The organism is Pseudonocardia nematodicida (assembly GCF_040105385.1).
Lineage (GTDB): Bacteria > Actinomycetota > Actinomycetes > Mycobacteriales > Pseudonocardiaceae > Pseudonocardia > Pseudonocardia nematodicida.
In genome coordinates this window covers 305,853-325,926 of sequence record NZ_JBEDNQ010000004.1, presented here as the reverse complement: position 1 = coordinate 325,926, position 20,074 = coordinate 305,853, and the positions used below count along the sequence as shown (strand labels likewise).

The following is a 20,074-nucleotide window of genomic DNA, read 5'->3' as shown; positions in this document are numbered from 1 at the left end:
AGGGCACGATGGGGGTGTGCCGCAGACGGTCGAGACCGCAACACCGCCTGGTGGCCGGCACGCACGTCTCCCGCTCCCGGCGCGTCCGCGGTTCACGACCGCCGGGATCTACGTACTGCTCGGTGTCGGCTACCTGCTGGTGTCGTTGTGGCTGCAGCGCCGGGTGCTGGACGACCCGTCCGGGCTGCTGATCGGGCACGTCACCGCGGACGCCGACATGTTCGGCTGGTGGCTGAACTGGTTGCCGTTCGCCGTCGCGCACGGGCACAACCCGCTGCTCACCGACTGGATGCACTGGCCGTACGGGCTGAACGCGCTGTGGAACACCGCGGTGCCGCTGCTGGCCGTGCTGCTCGCGCCGGTCACCGTGACGGCCGGGTCGGTGGCCGCGTTCAACGCCGGCGTCGTCCTCGGGCCGGTCGTGTCCGGGCTGCTGCTGGTGGTGGCGCTCGGGCCGTACGTCTCGTCGCCGGGTACCCGCGGCTGGGTCGCCCGAGCAACCGCGGGGGCGTTGTACGCGTTCTCCCCGTTCCATCTGGCGCACGCGGTGGCCGGGCACCTCAACCTCGTGTGGTCGGTGCTCCCGCCGCTGCTGCTCCTGCTGGCCCACCACCTCTTCGCACGTGGACCGCTACGACGCCCGTGGTTGCTCGGCGGGCTGACCGGGCTCGTCCTGGTCGGCCAGCTCGTGCTCTACACCCAGACGCTCGCGATCGGGGTGATCGCGCTGGTGCTGGCGGCCGCGGTCCTGGCCGTGCGCTTCCCGCGGCGGGTCCCGGAGCTGCTGCCCGGGCTGCTGCGCGCCGGTACCGCGTGCGTCACCGTGTTCGTCGCGGTCGGGGCCTACCCGCTCTACCTGGTGCTCGCCGGCCCGAACCGGCCCCGCTCGGCGATCCGCGACGTGCACTCCACCGGCGCGGACCTGGCGAACATCCTGATCCCGACCCGGATGACGGCGCTGCGGTTCACCCCGGACGCGACGGGGGACCGGCTCACCGGGCACATCGGTGAGCAGGGCGGGTACGTCGGCGTCGCGATGATCGCGCTGGTCGTCGTCGCGGTGCTCGTGGTGCGGTCGACGGCGCTGCGGCTCCTCGCGACCCTGGGCGCGCTGACCTGGCTGTGCTCGCTCGGGACCGGGATCGTGCTGCTCGGTTCCGACACCGGCATCCCGCTGCCCTGGCTCGTGCTCGCCGAGGTGCCGCTGCTGGGAGACATCGAGCCGGTGCGGATCCAGGTCGTCACCGCACTCTGCGTGGCCGCCGTCGCCGGGTTGTGGATCGACCGGATGCCGCTCACCACGGGCCCGGCGACGGTCGCGTCGCTGGCCCTCACCGGCTTCGCGCTGGCGGGCTGGCTGCCCGCTGACGGCCAGCAGGTGCGGCCCGCGCCGGTCCCGGCGTTCTTCCACCAGCCGGGCGACGCCGTCGGCCCGGACGACGTCGTCGAGATCTACCCGCGGATCTCGGCGGCCTGGGACGACGGCGCGCAGGGCCTGCGCTGGCAGGCCGCATCCGGTCCGGACTTCAAGATCCGCGGCGGCTACTTCATCGGCGCCGACCCGGAGGACGACGTGGTCACCCAGTCCCGGTGGAACCGCTTCCAGATCGGCGCGCAGTGGGTGGCCGAGGGGAAGAACGACCCGAGCGACGACTACACCGGGCGCGCCACCGAGGAGCTGCGTGGGCTCGGGGTCACCGCCCTGGCGGTCGTGCCGGGACGGTCTCCGGACGGCGGCGGCGACGACCGCGTCGTCGAGTGGAGCCGGCGGGTGACCGGCGATCCCGGCCGGTTCGACGGCGGTGTGTGGATCTTCCGGCTGCCGCCGGCGGGACCGGTGGGCTGAGACCTCACCGCGGACCGTGGCTCAGCGGAAGCGGCGGCCCTCGTCGCGCCGGTAGGCCCAGACCGCGAGCCCGGCGAGCGCGACCGTCCAGACCACGAACGTGACGACCGCCAGTGCCATCGGCGCCGCACCGCCGAGGGTCCAGATCAGCAGGTCACGGGCGCCGCGGGAGGGCAACAGCCCGGAGGCCACCTGCAACCAGTCGGGGAAGATCTCCGGCGGCATCAGCAGCCCGCCGCCGAAGGCCATGGGGAAGAACACCAGCTGGGTGACCGGCAGCGCCGCCTTCGTCGGCAGCGAGTAGCCGATCGCCAGCCCGCCGAACAGGAAGGGCAGTCCGGCCACGAGGAGCATCGCGACGGCGGCGAGAAGCCGCTCGGGCGCGACCGTCGCGGGGGTGAACAGCGCCCCGATCACCACGACCGGCAGCAGTCCGAGCAGCGCGAACGACGCCCCGACCGCGAGCCGGCCCACGATCCGGGCGACCGGCGGCGCCGGCAGGGTGCGCAGGTAGGGGTCCCACGGCTTCTCCCGGTCGTCGGCGACCCCGACCCCGAAGGTGAACAGCAGACCGCTCAGCACCCCGAACAGGGCCAGCTGTGCGACCGATGTCGTCGCCTGCACCGGGTCGTCCACCCAGTCGAACGGCAGCACGAAGAAGACCAGGGCCAGCGCCGGGAACAGCGCGGTGGACAGCACCGCGATCGGCACGCGCATCTGTTCGAGGACCAGGTAGCGCGCGTGCGCGGCGGCGAGCCGGCTGGTGTCGATCGTGGTCATCGGTCGGCTCCGGTCAGGGTCAGGAACGCGTCCTCGAGCGAGGCCTGCGCGACGCCGAGGTCGGCGAACGGGGCACCCGAGCCGACCAGGTCGCGGACCAGCTGGTCGGCGTCGGCGGTGTGCAGGGTCCAGCGGTCGCCGTCGCGCTCGGTGTGCTCGACGCCGGGCAGCTCCGGCAGGGTGGCCGCCCGCAGCGTGACCCGGCTGCGCCGCACCGTCCCGCGGACGGTGTCGACGTCGCCGTCGGCGCGGATCCGGCCCCCGGCCAGGACGACGACGCGCTGCGCCAGGCTCTCGATCTCGTCCAGGTAGTGGGTGGTCAGCAGGACCGTGCCGCCGCCGGCGTGGAACTCCCGCACCGCGTCCCACAGCGCCCGGCGTCCCTCGACGTCCAGCCCGGTGGTGGGCTCGTCGAGCAGTACCAGCCGGGGACGTCCGGCGAAGGCCAGCGCCAGCACGAGCCGCCGCTTCTGCCCACCGGACAGCCCGCCGGTCTGCCGGCGCTCCAGCCCGGCGAGGCCGAACCGGTCGAGCAGCTCACCGGCCGGGACGGGGTCCGGGAAGTGCCCCGCGACGAACCGGACGACCTCGCCGACCCGCAGCGTGTCGGGCAGGCCGGTCTGCTGGGGCGTCATGCCCAGCGCGACCCGGTTCACGGCGTCGCGCGGGTCACCGCCGAACAGCCGCACCGTCCCGGCGTCGGCCCGCCGCAGCCCGGCGGCCAGGTTCACCAACGTCGACTTCCCGGCGCCGTTCGGGCCGAGCAGCCCGGTCAGGCTGCCCGACTCGAGTTCGAAGCCGATGTCGTCGAGGGCGGTGACCTCGCCGTAGCGACGGGTCACCCCGTCGAGCCGCAGTGGCGGAGTCACGGGCTCACCTCCTCGTCGACCTGCGGGGACAGCAGTGAGCGCAGCGTCGCGGTGTAGTCCTCGAACGCGCGCCGGCCGGTTCTCGTCAGCTCGACGTAGGTGACCGGGGTGCGGCGCTGGTGGGTCTTGGTGATCGCGACGTAGCCGGCGTCCTCCAGCTTGCGCAGGTGGGTGGACAGGTTCCCGGCGGTCATCGAGAGCAGCTCCTGCAGGCGGGGGAACGTCATCCGGTCGCCCTGCTGCAGGGTCGCGAGCGTCGCGGTGACCCGGAGCCGGGCCTGGGCGTGGATGACGGGATCGAGCTCGGTCATCGCCGGGCTCCGCGCGCCAGCCCGACGGCGACCAGCGCGCCCCCGCCGCCGATCGCCATGACCAGGTTGTTCCACGGGAACGGGGCGAGCGCGGTGGCGACGGCGACGACCTGCAGTGCGATGCCGAGCCCGTAGTCGATCGGGCTCCGCCACAGCGCCCCGCTCACTGTGTAGACCACGCCCGCGACCAGCACGAACAGCGCCGGAAGGAACGCACCCGGGGCGGTCGCCGCGAGCTCGGGGGCGACGAACCGGAGCAGGGCGACGGCCGTCACCCCGGTCGAGATCATCGCGACCATCCAGCCGACGCCGTACATCGCGCCGTAGGTCCGCGACGGCCCCTGCACCCCGCGGTCGGTCCGGACGCCGAGGACCACGCTGAACACGACCCCGACGACGACGGCGACGAGCGTCGCGATCCCGGCCGCGGTGGGCGACCAGAGTCCGGCGCCCGCCGCGAACCAGGACAGGCCGATCACCAGCCAGCTCACGCCCCAGACGACGAAGTACGGCCCGAAGCCGGGCTCGTTCCTGGCCTGCTCCCGGTCGATGATCGCGAGCGCCTCGGCCGGTGACGCCGGCGGTCGCTCGTCGAACTCTCCGGTCCGTCGCTCGTCCACGGTCCCTCCCGGGTCATCCGTCAACTGGTTTGCCGACACACGTACTTTGTAGCGCAAAGTTGTTCGCAATGTCCAGGCCGGGCGGCGTACGGGCAGGTGGAAGAGGGTTGGGTCGGGCCGGGAGGTGGTCTCGCGTTGCGCGCCGCTACCCTCGATGACGTGACCGCCACCGAGCCCTCGCGGGCCGAGAGCCCGGCTCCCGACGGTGCCGCCGCCCCCGCGCCGCGCCGCGGTCTTGTCCGCCAGCTGGGCAGCTTCGTCGCGATCGGTGTGCTGGCCGCGATCGTCGACTTCGGCGTCTACCACCTGCTGCTGAACCTCGGCCTGTGGGTGCCGGTGTCGAAGGGGATCAGCTTCATCCTCGGCACGACGACCGCCTACCTGCTCAACCGCCGGTTCACCTTCACCGGCGCGAACACCGGCGGGAAGGGCCGCTTCGCCGGCTTCGTCGCCCTCTACGGCACGACGTTCGCGGTGAACGTGGGGATGAACTCCCTGGTCCTGTACCTGCTCCCGCCCATGGACTGGGACATCACCCTCGCCTGGGTGATCGCCCAGGGCACCGCCACAGCGATCAACTTCGTGATGCTCCGTTACGTGATCTTCAAGGACTGAGCTTCGCACCCCTGCGCGTCGCTTCGCACCCGTAGCAGCAGGTGCGAGGTATCGCGTAGGGGTGCGAAGTCAACGGCTCAGGACGAAGCGGAGCCTGGGGAGCATCCCGTCTGTGGTTGTCGATTCGATGTCCTTCCAGGTCCAGCGGACGACCGTGAGACCGGTCGCGCGGATCTGGTCCTCTCTGAGCTTCTCCTCCCACAGCACGTCCTCCAGGTTCTGGCCGCGGCGCAGCGCTCGTCCGTACTTGATCCGTCCGTCGAACTCGCCCACGACTCCTCGCCCCGGCCAGGCGAAGTCGGTGCGGTGCCGGGTTGTGGGAACGGACCACTGCAGGAGCGGAACCGGCAGGCCCGACGCGAGCATCCGGTAGCGGCTCAGAGTCTCGCCGGGGCTCTCGCTGAGCCCGTCGGCCAACGCGATCGCCCTCCTCGCGGTCGCTGCACCCGGGGTTCCGGCTGCTCGCTCGATGATCCGGTCGACCTCGTCAGGCGTCGCCGCTCCGGGATCGGGGCTCCTCGTCCGCGCCGCGACGACTGCTCGGTGCAGCGCACCGTCAAGGGGCACGAGAGCCTTCGGGACCGGCAAGGTCCGGGCCATGTCGACGACGGTCCGGGCCGGAGTCGTCACCCGGATCCCGTCGACTGTGAGCACGTCGTCGGGCGGGAGTCGACCCGCGTGTATGTGGACGTCACCGCGGAGCCGTCCGCCGTAGGACCGGTCGCGGATGACGTGCAGGCGTTGCAGTGGAATCTTCCACAGCGGCAGCCGGAGGAGCACCGCAGCGGTCGCGAAGCCGAATGCGGCGTCGGACGCGAGGCCGGGGCCGGCTGCTCTGCTGCGGAGCGCGTGTTCCGTCGCCGGATCGTGCGCGGCGTCGTCGGCGAGCCGGTACACCCCACGTCGCACCGCGACCAGGGTGCCCGTGCGCAGCAAGCGGTCGATCTCGGCGCCGTCGAATCCGGAGTCCCTGAGCACCGCGCGGTGCAGTAGCCCGTCGGCATCTGGCTGGAGGAGCGCATCCACCCCGCCACAGTCCCGCGCCAGATGCCTCTCGCCGAGCCGAGTATCCGGCCTGTGGATGGCCGCGCAGGGTTGTGGATGGCTTCTTCGCACCCCTTGCCCTCGCTTCGCACCCGCCGCTACGGGTGCGAAGCACAGCGAACCGGTGCGAAGCGCGATCCGGGTTACGGTGCCCGGTGGAAGTGTTCGTTGCGGCCCTTGCGGAGCAGGCTGAGCCAGTCTCGGAAGGCGCGAGGGTCGCGCTTGGTGATCAGGAAGTACCAGGCGAACCTCGGCAGCTCGAGCAGGCCGATCCTGCGCATCCCGGGCTGGGCCATCAGATAACCCCGGTTGCGGTAGGTGTAGTAGCGCTTCACCGGGTCACCCGGGTCCTGCGCGTGCAGCCGCCCACCGAGCATCGGCTTGAACTCGTCCGAGCCCTGCGGGTGCAGGTAGGCGGCCTGCAGCGCGGTGCCGAAGGCCAGTCCGGAGCGCTGCATCCGGCGGTGCATCTCGACCTCGTCGCCGCGGACGAACAGCCGCAGGTCCGGCACTCCGATGACCTCCAGTGTCGAGGCCCGGAACAGCGCACCGTTGAAGAACGAGGCGATCCCCGGGAGGAAATCGGAGTCGGCGCCGAGCGCGGACCGGGTGCGGTGCCAGGTCACCCCGCGTCGCAGCGGGAACGCCAGCCGGTCCGGGTCGGCCTTGTCCGCCACCACCGGGGACACCGCGGCGAGGTCCCGGCGCTGCGCGACGTCCAGCAGCGTGGCGAGCGTCGAGGAGTCGGCGGCGTGGCCGTCGTCGTCGGCCAGGAAGATCCAGTCCGCGCCCATCGCGAGCGCGTGCAGCATGCCGAGCGCGAACCCGCCGGCGCCGCCGAGGTTGGTCCAGGACGGCAGCCACGTCGTCGGGAGACCGCAGGCCTCGACCGCCTCGCGGGCCGGCTGGTCCGGACCGTTGTCGACGACGATCAGGTGCGCGAGCGGGTGCGTCTGCTTCGCCATCGCGGTCAGCGAGTCGACGAGCATGTCGGCGCGGTGCCGGGTGACGATCACCCCGACTACCGATCCGGGGGCGAGAGGACTCACGCGCTGTCCTCGGTGGGCGTCCGGCCCTTGTAGTGGTCGAGGACGTCCTGCAGCGGGCCGTACTCCTTGATCGTCCCGTGCTCCATCCACAGCGCGGTGTCGCAGAGGTCGGCGAGGAACTCGTCGGAGTGCGAGGCGAAGACCAGGATCCCGGAGCGCGCGACGAGCTCGTGCAGCCGTCCGCGGGCCTTGTTCAGGAACTCGGCGTCGACCGCGCCGATGCCCTCGTCGAGCAGGAGGATCTCCGGGTCGATCGAGGTGACGACGCCGAGCGCGAGCCGGACCCGCATGCCCGTCGAGTACGCCCGCAGCGGCATCTCGAGGTAGTCGCCGAGCTCGGTGAACTCGGCGATGTCGTCCATCCGGGCTTCCATCTGCTTGCGGGTCATGCCCAGGAACAGCCCGCGGATGATGATGTTGTCGAAGCCGGAGATCTCCGGGTCCATCCCGACGGCCAGGTCGAAGACCGGCGCCACCTTGCCGTGCACCAGCGAGCGTCCGCGGGTCGGCTCGTAGATCCCGGCCATCAGGCGCAGCAGCGTCGACTTGCCCGCGCCGTTGTGCCCGACCAGCGCGACACGGTCCCCGCGCTGCAGGCTGATCGTCACGTCGTTCAGCGCCTCGATGATCGGCACCTTCGACCCGGTGCCGATCCGCCCGCCGGCGCGGCCGAGCACGGCCTTCTTCAGCGAGCGGGTCTTGGCGTCGAAGATCGGGAAGTCGACGGCGGCCCGGTCGATCCGGATCCGGGGTTCAGGCATGTCGGCTCACACCCAGTACGCGACGCGGGAACGGTAGTTGCGCAGGCAGACCAGTGCGGCGGTCCAGCCGACGATCGTGATGGCCCCGGCGACCAGCCAGTACCGGCCGACGATCTCCTGGCCGAGCAGCGGCTGGCGGAGGATCTCGACGAAGTGGAACACCGGGTTCAGCTCGACCAGCTGGGCGCGCTCGCGGACCGCCGGGTTGTCGCTGAGGATGTCCACCGACCAGACGATCGGGGTCAAGTAGAAGATCAGCTGGGTGACGCTGGCGATGATCGGCGGGATGTCCCGGAACCGGGTCGCCAGGATGCCGGCGAGGATCGCGATCCAGGCACCGTTGAGTGCCAGCAGCGCGAACGCCGGGAACGCCAGCAATGACGTGAGGCCCAGCGGGTGCGGGAAAATGATCATCAGCGCGAGCCAGACGACCATGTTGTGCAGGAAGAACAGCGTCTGGCGCCACACCAGCCGGTAGATGTGCAGGCTCAGCGGCGCGGGCAGGAACTTGATCAGGCCTTCGTTCGAGATGAAGACCTCGCTGCCCTCGATGATGCAGCCGGAGATGAAGTTCCAGATCAGGAGGCCGACCGCGACGTGCGGCAGGAACTGCGCGATCGACACCTGGAACAGCGCCGAGTAGAGGATCCCGAGACCGAGCGCGATGACGCCCATGCTGATCGAGATCCACAGCGGCCCGAGGACCGAACGGCGGTAGCGCTGCTTAATGTCCTGCCAGCCGAGATAGCCCCACAGCGGCCGCTGCCGCCAGCCCGCGGCGAGATCCGCGAACGCCCGCTTCCAGCTGCGCGGGCTCGACACCTCCACCGGGTCGACGAGGTCGCCCGGCTCGTTGTCGGTCACGGTCACGGCCACCCGACGAGGGTACTCACGGCCCTGTGCCGGGTCCGGCCGGGGATGGCCCGGTCCGCCGACGGGGTCGCGCTGGTCGGACCGCGTTGCCGCGGTCCCCGTGAAGATCGGGGGACCGCGACCGCGGACCGATATGGCCCGTCAGAGGTACTGACCGGTGCCCCGGCCCATGCCCTCCGGCATCCCGCCCTGCTCCGGACCGGGAATCGCGCCCGGCGGCAGACCCTTGCGCATCTGCTCCAGCTGGGCCCGCGCGGCCATCTGCTGGGCGAACAGCGCCGTCTGGATGCCGTGGAACAGCCCCTCCAACCAGCCCACCAGCTGGGCCTGCGCGATCCGCAGCTCGCTCTCCGACGGCGTCGCGTCGGCGGTGAAGGGCAGGCTCAGGCGGTCCAGCTCCTCGCGCAGCTCGGGCGCCAGGCCGTCCTCGAGCTCCCTGACCGAGTTCTCGTGGATCTCCTTGAGCCGGCTGCGGGACGCCTCGTCGAGCGGGGCCGCCTTCACCTCCTCCAGGAGCTGCTTGATCATCGTCCCGATCCGCATGACCTTGGCGGGCTGCTCGACCATCGACGCCGGGCTCTGCTGCTCGGCCTCGTCGTCGGACTTCGGGACGCGGGCCATGCCGACCGGGCGGCCGTCGGCGCCGACCACCACGACCTGCTCCTCGGGGGTCTCCTGCTCGTCGCTCATGGGCGTCATTCTGGCCCCGGCGCGCCCGGTCCCGCAGTGAGGATCAGGCGTCCGGGTTCACCAGCAGGAGCTTTCCGACGACGCCGCCCTCGGCCAGCCGGCGGTGCGCGCCGGCGGCGTCGGACATCGGGTACCGCTCGAAGACGACCGGGCGGACCGTCCCGGCCGAGAGCAGCGGCCAGACGTTCTCGCGGACCCCGAGCACGATCTCCGCCTTGGAGTGCGGGCCCTTCACCGGACGCCCGCGCAGGCCCATCGCGGAGACGTGCCCCCGCTTGGCGAGCAGCGCGCCGATGTTCAGCTCGGCCTTCACCCCACCCTGCATCCCGATGATCATCAGGCGGCCGTCGCGGGCCAGCGCGGACAGGTTGTTCGCCAGCCCCTTGGCGCCCATGTTGTCCAGGATGACGTCGGCGCCGTGGCCGTCGGTGGCCTTCTTCAGCTCCTCGGCGACGTCGAGGTGGTAGTCGATGACGATGTCCGCGCCGAGCTCCCGGCAGAACTGCATCCGGTCCGGGTGGACGGTCGCGGCGACCCGGGCCCCGAACGCCTTGGCGATCTGGATCGCGTGCGTCCCGATGCCGGACGACCCGCCCTGGACCAGGAACGTCTCGTCCTCGGCGAGCCGGCCCTCCAGGAACACGTTGGACCACACGGTGCAGGCGACCTCGGGGAGCCCGCCCGCATCCTCCAGCGACACACCGTCCGGGACCGGGAGCAGCTGCGGGGCGGGGACGGCGACCTTCTGGGCGTAGCCGCCGCCGGCCAGCAGCGCACACACCTCGTCGCCGACCGACCAGCCGTCGACGCCCTCGCCGAGCGCTGAGATCCGTCCCGAGCACTCCAGCCCGAGGATCTCCGACGCGCCCGGCGGGACCGGGTAGTTCCCCTGCACCTGGAGCAGGTCGGCCCGGTTCACCGCGGACGCGACGACGTCGATGACGACCTCGCCGGGTCCCGGGACGGGATCGGGGACGTCCTCCCAGGCCATCTGTTCGGGGCCGCCGTACTCCGCCAGGGTGATCGCCTTCATAGGAGGCACCGTAGGTGCCTGTGAGTGGTTTTCGTGGCCCCAGCCCCACGAAAACCACTCACAGGCCGGAGGTCTGCGACGGCACACTCCCCGGGCATGGCGACGACCGACGAACGCGCGGACTGGCTCCCGGCGCCGATCGACCCGGTGCCGGACCCCTGGCCGATCGGCGGTCTCGTTCTGCGCACGCCACGCCTGGAGCTGCGTCCCGAGGACGACGCGTCGGTCCGCGAGCTCGTCGCGATGATCCACTCGGCCGGGGTCCACCCGGCGGACGACATGCCGTTCTCGGTCCCCTGGACCGAGGCCGAGCCGCAGCACCTGGGCCGCGGCGTCCTGCAGTACATGTGGTCGCTCCGGGCGAAGGCCTCACCGGAGTCGTGGAGCCTGCAGTTCGTGGTGCGCGCCGGGGGCGAGGTGATCGGCACACAGGGTCTGAGCGGGGACCGGTTCGAGGCGCTGCGCGAGGTGTCGACGGGGTCCTACCTGGGACGACGGTTCCAGGGGCTCGGTCACGGCACCGAGATGCGCGCCGCGGTGCTGGCGTTCGCGTTCGACCACCTCGGGGCCCGCACGGCGCGGTCGGAGTACAACGAGGGCAACACCGCCTCGGCCCGGGTGTCGGCCCGGCTCGGCTACGTCCACGACGGCACGACGCTGCTCGTCAGCCGCGGCGAGCCGGTGACGCAGCACCGGCAGCTTCTCGCCCGGGAGGCGTTCGCCCGGCCCGGGTGGCACCTCGGCGTCGAGGGTTACACGGATGACCTGGCGGGCTTCCTCGCCGCCGACCCACCGGCCCGCTGAGGGCGGCTCAGCCCAGGTCGCGGGCGGCGAACGTGTCGCAGGCGTTGGCGTCGCCGGTGTCCAGCCCGGTGGTGAACCAGCGTTCCCGCTGCGCGGACGTGCCGTGCGAGAACTGCGACTCGTCGACCCGCCCGCTGCCCAGGGTCTGCTGGATGTGGTCGTCGCCGATTCGGGCCGCGGTGTCCAGGGCGGCGTCGATGTCGGCCTGGTTCAGCTCGGTGATCAGCGGCCTGCCGGACGGCCCGGGCGTCGTGGTCGCGTGGTGTGCCCACACCCCGGCGTAGCAGTCGGCCTGCAGCTCCAGGCGGACCGAGCCGGACGTCGGCCCGGTCTCCCGGCCGACCTGCCGGTTGGTGCCGACCAGGTTCTGGATGTGGTGGCCGTACTCGTGCGCCATCACGTAGGCCTGCGAGAACGGCCCGCCCTGCGCACCGAACCGGGTCTGCAGGTCCTGGAAAAACGTGAGGTCGATGTAGATCTCGGAGTCGGCCGGGCAGTAGAACGGCCCGCTGTCCGACGACGCCGACCCGCAGCCCTGGGTGCTGACGCCGCCGGCGAAGAAGTTCGTCCGCGGCGGCACGAACCCGGAGGAGAACTGGCCCTCCCAGAACTCGTCCAGCGAGTTCACGACGGCGACGACCCGGCAGTCGGTCGAGGTGTTCGCCGACGCCCCGGTGGCGCAGTTCTGCTGCAGCGACGAGTTGTCGGCGGTCTGCCCCGCACCGACCTGCTCCAGGCTCGGATAACCGCCCCCGGCGGCCATGCCACCCATGTCGACGCCCGCGAACTGGGACAGCAGCAGGTAGATGATCACACCGACGATGCCGAGCCCACCGCCCGCGCCGGCCACCCGGCCACCGACCCGTGGCCCGCCGCCCCCGGACCGCCGTAGATCGTCCACACGGGACGTGTCCAGGCGTGCGTTCTCGTCGAACCGCACAGCGACCTCCCCCAGTTTCCCGGTGAGGATCCCACCACAACCCCGGGCAGGGTCACCCGCCGTTCACGTTCCCCTGACAGGGTGACGGCCGTGCGCTCCCGATTGCTCCCCGCCGTCCTGGTCGCCGCGCTCGTCCCGTCCGTGCTCGGGGCCGGTTCCGCGGAACCTTCGCCCGAGGTCAGGGTCGCGACCTTCAACGCGTCGCTGAACCGGGCGGCGGAGGGCGAACTGCTCGCCGATCTGTCCACACCGGACGACCCGCAGGCCCGCCTGGTCGCGGACACGATCCAGGAGGTCCGCCCGGACGTCCTGCTGGTCAACGAGTTCGACCACGACCCGGCCACGGTCGAGAAGTTCCGGGACAACTACCTGGCCACCGGCGCGAACCCGATCGACTACCCGTACGCGTTCGTCGCGCCGTCCAACACCGGCGTCCCGAGCGGGTTCGACCTGAACGGCGACGGCGTCGTCGGCGGCCCGGACGACGCGCTCGGCTTCGGCGAGTTCCCCGGCCAGTACGGGATGCTCGTGCTCTCGCGCTTCCCGTTGGGCGAGGCGCGGACCTTCCAGAACTTCCCGTGGAAGGACCTGCCCGGCAACCGGATCCCGCCGGGCTTCTACGACCCCGCCGCGCTCGAGGTGCTGCCGCTCTCGTCGAAGTCGCACTGGGACGTGCCGGTCGAGGTCGGCAGCGAGACGGTGCACCTGCTGGCGTCGCACCCGACTCCGCCTGCGTTCGACGGCCCGGAGCAGCGCAACAAGCGCCGCAACGCCGACGAGATCCTCTTCTGGCGGCACTACGTGACGCCGGGTCCCCTGGCGGAGGCCCTGGTCGACGACGACGGGGTGCCCGGCGGCCTCGCGGACGACGCGCCCTTCGTGATCGTCGGGGACCTCAACTCCGACCCGTTCGACGGCGACTCGTTCCCCGGCGCCGCCGACCAGATCCTCACCGCGCCCCGGGTGATCGACCCGGAGCCGCGTTCGACGGGCGGGGTCGAGAACGCGAACCCGGACCACGCCGGTGACCCCGCGCTGGACACCGCGGACTTCGCCGACCCGGTCCCGGGGAACCTGCGGGTCGACTACGCGCTGCCGTCCGAGCCGATGGAGGTGCGCGGTTCCGGGGTGTTCTGGCCGGAGTCGGGTGACCCGCTCGCGCGACTGAACGAGGCGTCCGACCACCGGCTGACCTGGGTCGATCTTCGGGTGCGCTGAGCGGTACCCTGCCCGGCGGAAGCGTGGCAGAGCGGCCGAATGCACTCGCCTTGAAAGCGAGCGTGCCGAAAGGCACCGGGGGTTCGAATCCCCCCGCTTCCGCAAATCCCAGGTCAGGGCTCTGTTAGCCCTGACACCGTAGCAGCCCAGCGAGCCGGTCTCGGCTCACTGTGCGCTCGCCTGTGGCGCGTGCGTAGCCGCCTGCGGGATGTCCGGTGGGGCACTCCTCGACTTTCAGCCGCTCTGCCACGCAAGGGCCTGACATGTCGCGACCCGAGGCACGGTCGAAAATCAGGACTTGCAATCAAGGCCCACCGGAAGGCATGGTGCTGGTCCGACAGACGGACGAGACTCGCAAGGGCTGCCACCCGTACGAGCCCCGTCCGCGACCTGGCCAGGTCAGGGCACGCTGTCGAAGAACTCGCGTAGGACTCCGTACACGTGCACGGCGATCAGGCCGAGTCGGGTCCAAGTGATCATCTTGGACTCGTCTCGATCGTCCTGCCGTCCCTTCCTGTGCTTGCCCTTGCGGGGCCTTTCCACCACTCAACTCACCTCCTCTGGTGGCCACGTGGACCACCGGAGGACGCTTGCCAACTGGCTGCTCAGGCAGGTGCCGCAGAAGGTACGGCAGGGTCGAAAATCCGCCAATCTTCGAATACGTGTTCGGCATCACTGTAACGGCAGTGTAATCTCAAGCGAGTGCACAAATTGGCAGCTCAGCGAGACTGCATCACGAACGAATCACCAGTTTAGGAACATTTCCGCTCTGGAAGCACTCCCTGGCGCCGTTCCCTACGACGGTCCAGAGTGCTCCGCGCCGTACCGGCTTGCAAGCCTGTACTGCAGACCCCGGGCGCGTAGCCACTGCTCGGCTGCCTCGATCCCATCAGCCTCGACCAGCGCGAGGAACTCCTCCGCCTGGTCCCGGATGGCCTCCCAGGTCTCCGGGGCCAACCACAGCTCACGGGTTCCCGGAGTGGCCCGACGGGGCCCCTGGCGCCGTGCCAGAGCCCGACGCTCTGCCCGGTTCAGGGGGAGACCGGAGGCCCGTCCCCGGTTCACGCCGTCATCCCGAGCGCCAGCAGGGCCCTCGACCCCGGGGCTACCCGTGGTCCGGGAGGCGGGGGAAGTCGCTTGAACGGCGTCGCCCAGGACCAGGACAACCCCCGATCGTTGAGCCACACGATTGCGCCCGATGCGCCGTCGCGCTCAGCAGCGGTCAACAGCTCCTCAGAGTGGTTGCGGATCTCGCGCCAGCTCTCCCGAGGCAGAACGAGCGTGTCCTCTCCGCCCATGTCGTCTTCCACGATCTCGTCGTCGGTGATGATCTCGACCCCGTAGCGCTCACGGGTACCGACCGACCACGTCATGGTCCGGCGACGAGGCATCGCCCGTTCGTACTCGGCGAACAGGTCCCAGTCGTCCGCGTTCCCGGTGGCAGCGAAGTCGGCGAGGATCTGGAACGGGGTCCGGGACGCGGTAGGGCATCGCCCGTCGCACTCGTGACCCGGCTGTCCGATCCGGGTACACCCACCCCGGCCGCGCTTGTGAGCGGACCCAGATAGCTCCAGCTGGATCTTGGACAGGTACGACCCGAGCACGCCGGGACCATCGGCCCGGCGGACGTCCAGACCACCTTTACCGGCGATCGGTTCATAGACCGATCGGCAGGATTCCGAGCACCGGCGGTGCGTCGTCTTCCCGTTGTCCTCGGCGTCGGGGCAGCCGTAGCGGACCAGGCCCCGGCGCCAGCGCTCGAACCACGCCCCGGCAAGTTCCTCCACCATCTCCTGAGACATCGGGGAGTCGAACAGCACCAGGGCGTGACGGTGCGGGTGGAACCCGGCCGCTTCGCTGTGAGTGGTCTCTAGGACGCACACCCACCCGGTGATGCCGTAGCGGGCTACCTCTGCGGCGTAGGCCGCACCGGAGGTGACCCGGCCCCAGGCGTAGGTCACTGCCTCCACCGTGGACACCAGAGACAGCCCGGAGTGATGCCGGGCGGTCAAGGTGATCAGAGCAGCGGAGCCACCCTCAGCGTGGACACGCTCGACCACGGTCTCGATCTCAGCCGCACGGCGAGCACCGACCTTGCTCGCACAACACGGGCAGGACATGACACCGCAGGACACGAGACCCGCGTAACCGGCGACCCGGGAACCCTCGGGCCCGGTGATCCTCAGCGTCGGACCACCCTCACCGGTACGGGAGACCCGGCCACACTTACGGACCCCGGCCAGTCCGGAGACTTCCCACAGCACCCGACGGAGCCGGTAGCGGTCCGCCCGGCGCTCAGCAGCCGTGAGGGCCGTAGACGGGTTAGCCACGTTCTTACCGAGAGGCGCCTGCGGCGCCTGGCCCCGCGCCCCCGACCTGCGGCCGGGCGCGGTGCCGACGTCCAGGGCGCTCACAGGACGCCTCCGGCAACCGACACGACGCCACCGGCGAGACCACCGGACCGGTCGCACCACCGACCGTGTGCAATGGGCGACAGACTGCCTCCGGCGGGACCTCCGGTCGGGGCCTCGGCTCGGACAGGGTGGGTTTCCCTGTCCTCACGACGGCATCCCAGGGACAGCACGGCCGCCGTAGGACCCGCAAGCCTGGCAGCGTCGGCCGCCGGATGGGCCCGGAGGTTGCGGGCCCTACGACGACCGTGCCAGCACTTCGTGTGCCGACGTGAGGACAGGGAAACAAGAAACGAGGTCACGCGGCATCACGACCAGAAACACGAGAGACGTAATCGGAATACGACAGAAACGGGGAACGAATACGGGTGAGTGGCTTCCCGGGTGAGGACACCAGGGCGACGCCAGGCAAGGCCGATGCGTGAGCAGCAGCCGTGTCCTGGTCCGCGTCAGGGTGGAGCAGCTTCACGGCGTCGTAGTTGTCGACGCGTAGTGATATGCGAGTAGAGCACTGACCTCTTTCAGTGGAACCGACGACACTGGCCTCACTGCGTTGTGCGACCAGTACGACCCGGATACCGGCCTTCCGGCCCTCGGCGAGTAGGCGAGCCACGTACGAACGGACCCGCTTACCGATCTTGCTATCGGCAGCGTCCAGGTAGCGGAGCAGTCCCGGGTATTCCTCGAACACCAGGAATCGCAGACCCTCGGATTCCGGCAGGGAATCCCGATCGTGCGGAATGCGAGAAATGCGCTGATCCATCTCCGTGACGTAGCGGCTAATGCGATCCTCGACAATTGCAGGATCAGGTAATCCGAGCACGGAATGCGAGAATGGCCGGAGCAGGATTCCGGACGGGTCTATTCCGTCCACGGTGATGTTGTCCCGCTCGGCGAGTTGCGACAGCAGCGAGTACAGGAACACGGATTTGCCGGAGCCGGTGGCGCCCTGGACCGCGATGTGCCCCAGGTCTCCGGGTTCGGCGGTGACGTCCTGGCCGTGCTCATCGGAGCCCAGGGCCACCGGGCCGGACAGTGGGCCGACAGGCAGGCTCAGGACGGTTGCTAGCGGGTCCTCTGCCAGCAGGGTCACCAGGACGTGGCTGTAACCCCTGGGCTCGACCCGGAGGGACTGAGCGCCCATAGAACGGGCGATCCTGCGAGCCTGGCCGGTAACGTCCTCGGGCAGCATCCCGGGGGTCAGCCGGACCGTGAGCACAGTCGGCGGGCCCAGCCGGACGAACTCGACACGCGGGACGACGTGCGTCACGCCGGTGACGGTGTCGACGTCGTTTGTGAGTCCGATCGACTCACAGCACCGGTGCCAGGTCTCGACTACCGCGTCTACTTCCGCCTGGTCGGCGGCGTCGGTTCGATTCCTCGACCACCAACGCATAGCGGATTCCTCTCTAAATGTGGGACGGCCCCGTCCCCGGAGTAATCACAGGAACGGGGCCGCGTTTACGGGATCAGTTAGAGCTAGGCGGCATTCTCGGCGGGCTTGTGCCCACGCCCGTGTCCTCCGATTTCGATACCGGCAGCGCGGAAACTCATCTGGACGCGACGGGCGTCGTCCACCCATGGCACGGCGACCAGGTCGCGGAACTGGACCGGCTGCCCAAGCTGAGTCTGCGGAGCCTCGGCGGCGGCGATCTTCACACCGGCGATCTCTGCCCGGTTGTTCTCCGGGTCATTGACCAGGACGTCCACGACGAACACGGGGAGCCCAGTCGTCTCGTCCTTTGCCTGATTCCCGGACCGCTTACGGGAACCATCCGAGAGCTGGACGTACTCGGCGCGCTCGGCAACCTTGCCGGTGCCGATGAACTGAACCTTGCTGGTGTCAACCGGAATCGAACGCATTTTAGACAGCCCTCTCGTGTGTTTTGAATGCGGGGAATCGGGCCCTCGGGCCAGCCCTAGAGTTAGGGCTCAGAACTCAGCTAGCGAGAATGCAGAATGCGAGAATGAGAATCAGAGCGGCGAGACAAGCGCCGGAAAGAACGGGGACGACGAACGATTGTCGGGGGCGGACTGTCGGTGTCCAGCGGTCGTGACCGTCGGACGGCCAGTGCTTAGGCACGTCAACCGGCCAAGCTGAGCGCGAGCTGAGCAGGGTCCGTCCGCAGCGGGGTTGAGGGCGGCATGGTCAAGGTCCCGTGAAGCGTGCTGATCACGACGTCTCCGCGTTCCGTCCAGGTCCCGAGCACGGTCCGACGCTTGCCAGCGTGGATCAGGACGTCACCGGAGCGAACCTCGTCCGCTCTGGTGAGCGTGGTTCGCGAGGGCTCGTGTTCAGCCTCCGGGGGCTGGCACTCACCGGCGTGGATCTCGTCGGCCCGCCGGAGCTCAGCGGGGGAACGGGGTTCCGGGACGATGGGGGTCGGGGACTGGCGGTCCCCGGTGTCGGGCTCGATCCAGCATCCGGGGCACTTCGCGCCGCACCACTGACCGGCGGTGCACTCGACCGTCCAGGAACCATCCTCGGTACGGGTCATGGCGGTGTGCGGGAACCACGCGGCAGCGTCGCCGAACTCGACCAGCGACCCGAGCACTCCTGACCGGCCGGAGACCTCACGGACGACGCCGGAGCGGGAACCGTGGACCACCGCATCCCGGATCACCGGACCGTCGTACGCGGGGTCAGCCTCGGTCTCCTGGTCCTTGGACTCCGCAGGACCGTCCTCGGTGGGCGTCTCCTGGACCTCAGCGGCCAGGGCCTCAGCGACGCGCTGACCCTCAGCGGTGAAGTCGTAGAGCGCCGGACCGTTGCCGGACACCTTGTCGGCCAGGCCCCGCCGGACCAGCGCGGCCCAGGTGGACGGGCGGACGGTGCCGACCTGAAGCAGGCAGAGGCTCATAGCGAGGGTCAGGCGGTGGGCCTGAGCGGTTGGGGTCTGGTCGTACACGAACATCGGGGCTCCGTCCTCGCGGCCAGGCTTCGATGACCCGGTCTAGTCATCTAATTTACATGACCAGGTTTGGTCAGGCAAGAACCGGGCCACCTAGACGCTAAACTGCCTGGTCATGCCCACCGGCCAGTACGAACGTCCCCACCAGCGGATCACCGCTGAGCTACGGGACAAGATCACCGGTGGGCGCTGGCAGGTCGGGGACCGTCTGCCGCCGATGGCTCAGCTACAAGCCGAGTACGGGGTCGCCAAGGGCACGATTCAACGCGCCCTCAGGCAGCTGGAAGCCGACGGCCTAGTCGTTGGCAAGGCGGGGTCAGGAATCTACGTACAGAGAGTGGAACTGAGTACGTGACGATCTCTAACACGCCCGCCGGGCGCCTTCTTGAGATTTTCGATGAGTTCCGAGGGGTCGGAACCTCTCACTTTCGAGAGATCTGGGCGATTACCCTCGATCATGCAGTTGGGTCGTCAACCGAGGTTAGGAATATGGGCGAAGTTGCCCACTTGCTACGTCAGGTTGAACTTACGACGCTGGGCCTATCGGAGAGCGAACTAGGCTATGATACGGCTGGATTGCTACATGCATACCCACAGTGGGCAGCCGCTATTTTTGAGTGGAACATAACTATTCACGAAGGCCATCGGTATGCCAGCACCGGGATTCTGAGCCGCGAGGCACGCGATGCCCTTGCCTCAACGCACAATACCCTGCGATCCGCAGCCCGCGAAGGCGTCCTGCCTCGCAACTCACGAGATGAAATACTGACCCAAGTTTCGGAAACCATCTCGGAAGTTCTCGGTCAGGTTCAGACCGAGGATCAGTTGCCCGAGTGGAGCCGAATCCAACTTGCCGCGAAATTGACTGAAGTTCGCGAGGCAATTCGGAACATTCGGTTTCGAGGGGATCAAGCTGTCGGCGACGCTTTGATCGGTGCTGTCGCTAGCTTCGGCACCATGGAGGATCCGAAGCGGCACCTCCCGAATCACGGAGCCAAATCACCGCTCCACATCCGGATCGAGTCCTGGTCAACAACACTCAAGACCACAGCCCAGAACTACTACTCAGCTCTCGCGTCACCTCTCGCCATCTCTTACTTTCTCGCCACTAGCGACCCTTTAGGTGCGGGACTCATCCTCGCTACTCAGTCGCCAGAGGCAATTGCCAAGGCAACACAAGCCCTGCTCGGACGTTCGGATCCCCAGATCACCGACGGCTCCGACGGGAGCACCTCTGCCGAGTAGCTGGTTTGATGGGAGCTGCTCAGTCCGCTGAGATTGTCGAAGCCCGGACTAGA

Annotated in this window: 21 protein-coding genes and 1 tRNA gene; 7 read left to right on the top strand and 15 right to left on the bottom strand. The window is 69.6% G+C overall.

From position 1 onward, the window contains the following. The first annotated feature begins 16 nt into the window (after nt 1–16). The gene (locus WIS52_RS11950; protein ID WP_349298250.1) at nt 17–1,846 is read left to right on the top strand and encodes a hypothetical protein; all 1,830 of its coding nucleotides are present in this window, start codon (nt 17–19) and stop codon (nt 1,844–1,846) included. A 21-nt stretch (nt 1,847–1,867) separates the two neighbouring features. Here WIS52_RS11950 and WIS52_RS11945 read toward each other — a convergent pair whose 3' ends face one another. The 4 genes from WIS52_RS11945 to WIS52_RS11930 are packed head-to-tail and all read right to left on the bottom strand — an operon-like array spanning nt 1,868 to nt 4,426. Next, entirely contained in the window at nt 1,868–2,626 is a 759-nt protein-coding gene (locus WIS52_RS11945) for an ABC transporter permease (RefSeq protein WP_349298249.1), read from the bottom strand. Beyond that, on the bottom strand, nt 2,623–3,495 hold the full coding sequence (locus WIS52_RS11940) for an ABC transporter ATP-binding protein (protein WP_349298248.1): 873 nt from the start codon (nt 3,493–3,495) through the stop codon (nt 2,623–2,625). Before WIS52_RS11940 ends, WIS52_RS11945 begins: the two co-directional genes overlap by 4 nt. Beyond that, entirely contained in the window at nt 3,492–3,806 is a 315-nt protein-coding gene (locus WIS52_RS11935; protein ID WP_349298247.1) for a transcriptional regulator, read from the bottom strand. The genes WIS52_RS11940 and WIS52_RS11935 overlap by 4 nt, the downstream gene beginning before the upstream one ends. Continuing rightward, entirely contained in the window at nt 3,803–4,426 is a 624-nt protein-coding gene (locus WIS52_RS11930; protein ID WP_349298246.1) for a hypothetical protein, read from the bottom strand. The genes WIS52_RS11935 and WIS52_RS11930 overlap by 4 nt, the downstream gene beginning before the upstream one ends. Nucleotides 4,427–4,585: 159 nt before the next feature. Between WIS52_RS11930 and WIS52_RS11925 the strand changes: the two genes are divergently transcribed. Continuing rightward, complete coding sequence (locus tag WIS52_RS11925) at nt 4,586–5,041, top strand: GtrA family protein (RefSeq protein ID WP_349298245.1); 456 nt, start codon at nt 4,586–4,588, stop codon at nt 5,039–5,041. 69 nt (nt 5,042–5,110) lie between these two features. Here WIS52_RS11925 and WIS52_RS11920 read toward each other — a convergent pair whose 3' ends face one another. From WIS52_RS11920 to WIS52_RS11895, 6 genes are all read right to left on the bottom strand, one after another. Next, a complete protein-coding gene (locus WIS52_RS11920; protein ID WP_349298244.1) occupies nt 5,111–5,938 on the bottom strand; it encodes a hypothetical protein in 828 nt (275 codons plus the stop codon). Nucleotides 5,939–6,228: 290 nt separating this feature from the next. Next, nucleotides 6,229–7,134 (bottom strand): galactofuranosyltransferase GlfT1, encoded by a 906-nt coding sequence (glfT1, locus tag WIS52_RS11915; protein ID WP_349298243.1) that lies wholly within the window; start codon nt 7,132–7,134, stop codon nt 6,229–6,231. Further along, nucleotides 7,131–7,895 carry a galactan export ABC transporter ATP-binding subunit Wzt/RfbE gene (wzt, locus tag WIS52_RS11910; protein ID WP_349298242.1) on the bottom strand — a complete coding sequence of 255 codons (765 nt, stop codon included), beginning with the start codon at nt 7,893–7,895 and terminating at the stop codon, nt 7,131–7,133. The genes glfT1 and wzt overlap by 4 nt, the downstream gene beginning before the upstream one ends. Before the next feature lie 6 nt (nt 7,896–7,901). Further along, the gene (gene wzm, locus WIS52_RS11905; RefSeq protein WP_349298241.1) at nt 7,902–8,771 is read right to left on the bottom strand and encodes a galactan export ABC transporter permease subunit Wzm/RfbD; all 870 of its coding nucleotides are present in this window, start codon (nt 8,769–8,771) and stop codon (nt 7,902–7,904) included. 138 nt (nt 8,772–8,909) lie between these two features. After that, on the bottom strand, nt 8,910–9,467 hold the full coding sequence (locus tag WIS52_RS11900) for a bacterial proteasome activator family protein (protein WP_349298240.1): 558 nt from the start codon (nt 9,465–9,467) through the stop codon (nt 8,910–8,912). 34 nt (nt 9,468–9,501) lie between these two features. Further along, nucleotides 9,502–10,491: an NAD(P)H-quinone oxidoreductase gene (locus WIS52_RS11895; RefSeq protein WP_349298239.1), complete on the bottom strand. Its 990-nt coding sequence runs from the start codon at nt 10,489–10,491 to the stop codon at nt 9,502–9,504. A gap of 96 nt (nt 10,492–10,587) precedes the next feature. Here WIS52_RS11895 and WIS52_RS11890 point away from each other — a divergent pair, with 96 nt between their 5' ends. Then, nucleotides 10,588–11,295: a GNAT family N-acetyltransferase gene (locus tag WIS52_RS11890; RefSeq protein WP_349298238.1), complete on the top strand. Its 708-nt coding sequence runs from the start codon at nt 10,588–10,590 to the stop codon at nt 11,293–11,295. A 7-nt stretch (nt 11,296–11,302) separates the two neighbouring features. Here WIS52_RS11890 and ypfJ read toward each other — a convergent pair whose 3' ends face one another. Further along, nucleotides 11,303–12,235 (bottom strand): KPN_02809 family neutral zinc metallopeptidase, encoded by a 933-nt coding sequence (gene ypfJ, locus WIS52_RS11885; protein WP_349298237.1) that lies wholly within the window; start codon nt 12,233–12,235, stop codon nt 11,303–11,305. A 90-nt stretch (nt 12,236–12,325) separates the two neighbouring features. On the opposite strand from ypfJ, the gene WIS52_RS11880 reads away from it, so the two are divergent. After that, nucleotides 12,326–13,453 (top strand): endonuclease/exonuclease/phosphatase family protein, encoded by a 1,128-nt coding sequence (locus WIS52_RS11880; protein ID WP_349298236.1) that lies wholly within the window; start codon nt 12,326–12,328, stop codon nt 13,451–13,453. 17 nt (nt 13,454–13,470) lie between these two features. Continuing rightward, a tRNA-Ser gene (locus WIS52_RS11875) sits at nt 13,471–13,555 on the top strand. A gap of 959 nt (nt 13,556–14,514) precedes the next feature. Here the strand turns inward: WIS52_RS11875 and WIS52_RS11870 are convergent. From WIS52_RS11870 to WIS52_RS11855, 4 genes are all read right to left on the bottom strand, one after another. Continuing rightward, nucleotides 14,515–15,867 (bottom strand): protein rep, encoded by a 1,353-nt coding sequence (locus WIS52_RS11870; protein WP_349298235.1) that lies wholly within the window; start codon nt 15,865–15,867, stop codon nt 14,515–14,517. 295 nt (nt 15,868–16,162) lie between these two features. Further along, a complete protein-coding gene (locus tag WIS52_RS11865) occupies nt 16,163–17,134 on the bottom strand; it encodes an FtsK/SpoIIIE domain-containing protein (RefSeq protein ID WP_349298234.1) in 972 nt (323 codons plus the stop codon). A gap of 209 nt (nt 17,135–17,343) precedes the next feature. Then, nucleotides 17,344–17,727 carry a hypothetical protein gene (locus WIS52_RS11860; RefSeq protein ID WP_349298233.1) on the bottom strand — a complete coding sequence of 128 codons (384 nt, stop codon included), beginning with the start codon at nt 17,725–17,727 and terminating at the stop codon, nt 17,344–17,346. A gap of 221 nt (nt 17,728–17,948) precedes the next feature. Next, entirely contained in the window at nt 17,949–18,725 is a 777-nt protein-coding gene (locus WIS52_RS11855) for a hypothetical protein (protein ID WP_349298232.1), read from the bottom strand. A gap of 166 nt (nt 18,726–18,891) precedes the next feature. Here WIS52_RS11855 and WIS52_RS11850 point away from each other — a divergent pair, with 166 nt between their 5' ends. Both WIS52_RS11850 and WIS52_RS11845 read left to right on the top strand, forming a co-directional pair. Continuing rightward, on the top strand, nt 18,892–19,131 hold the full coding sequence (locus tag WIS52_RS11850) for a winged helix-turn-helix domain-containing protein (protein ID WP_349298231.1): 240 nt from the start codon (nt 18,892–18,894) through the stop codon (nt 19,129–19,131). Beyond that, on the top strand, nt 19,128–20,021 hold the full coding sequence (locus WIS52_RS11845) for a hypothetical protein (protein WP_349298230.1): 894 nt from the start codon (nt 19,128–19,130) through the stop codon (nt 20,019–20,021). The genes WIS52_RS11850 and WIS52_RS11845 overlap by 4 nt, the downstream gene beginning before the upstream one ends. The last annotated feature ends 53 nt before the right edge of the window (nt 20,022–20,074 follow it).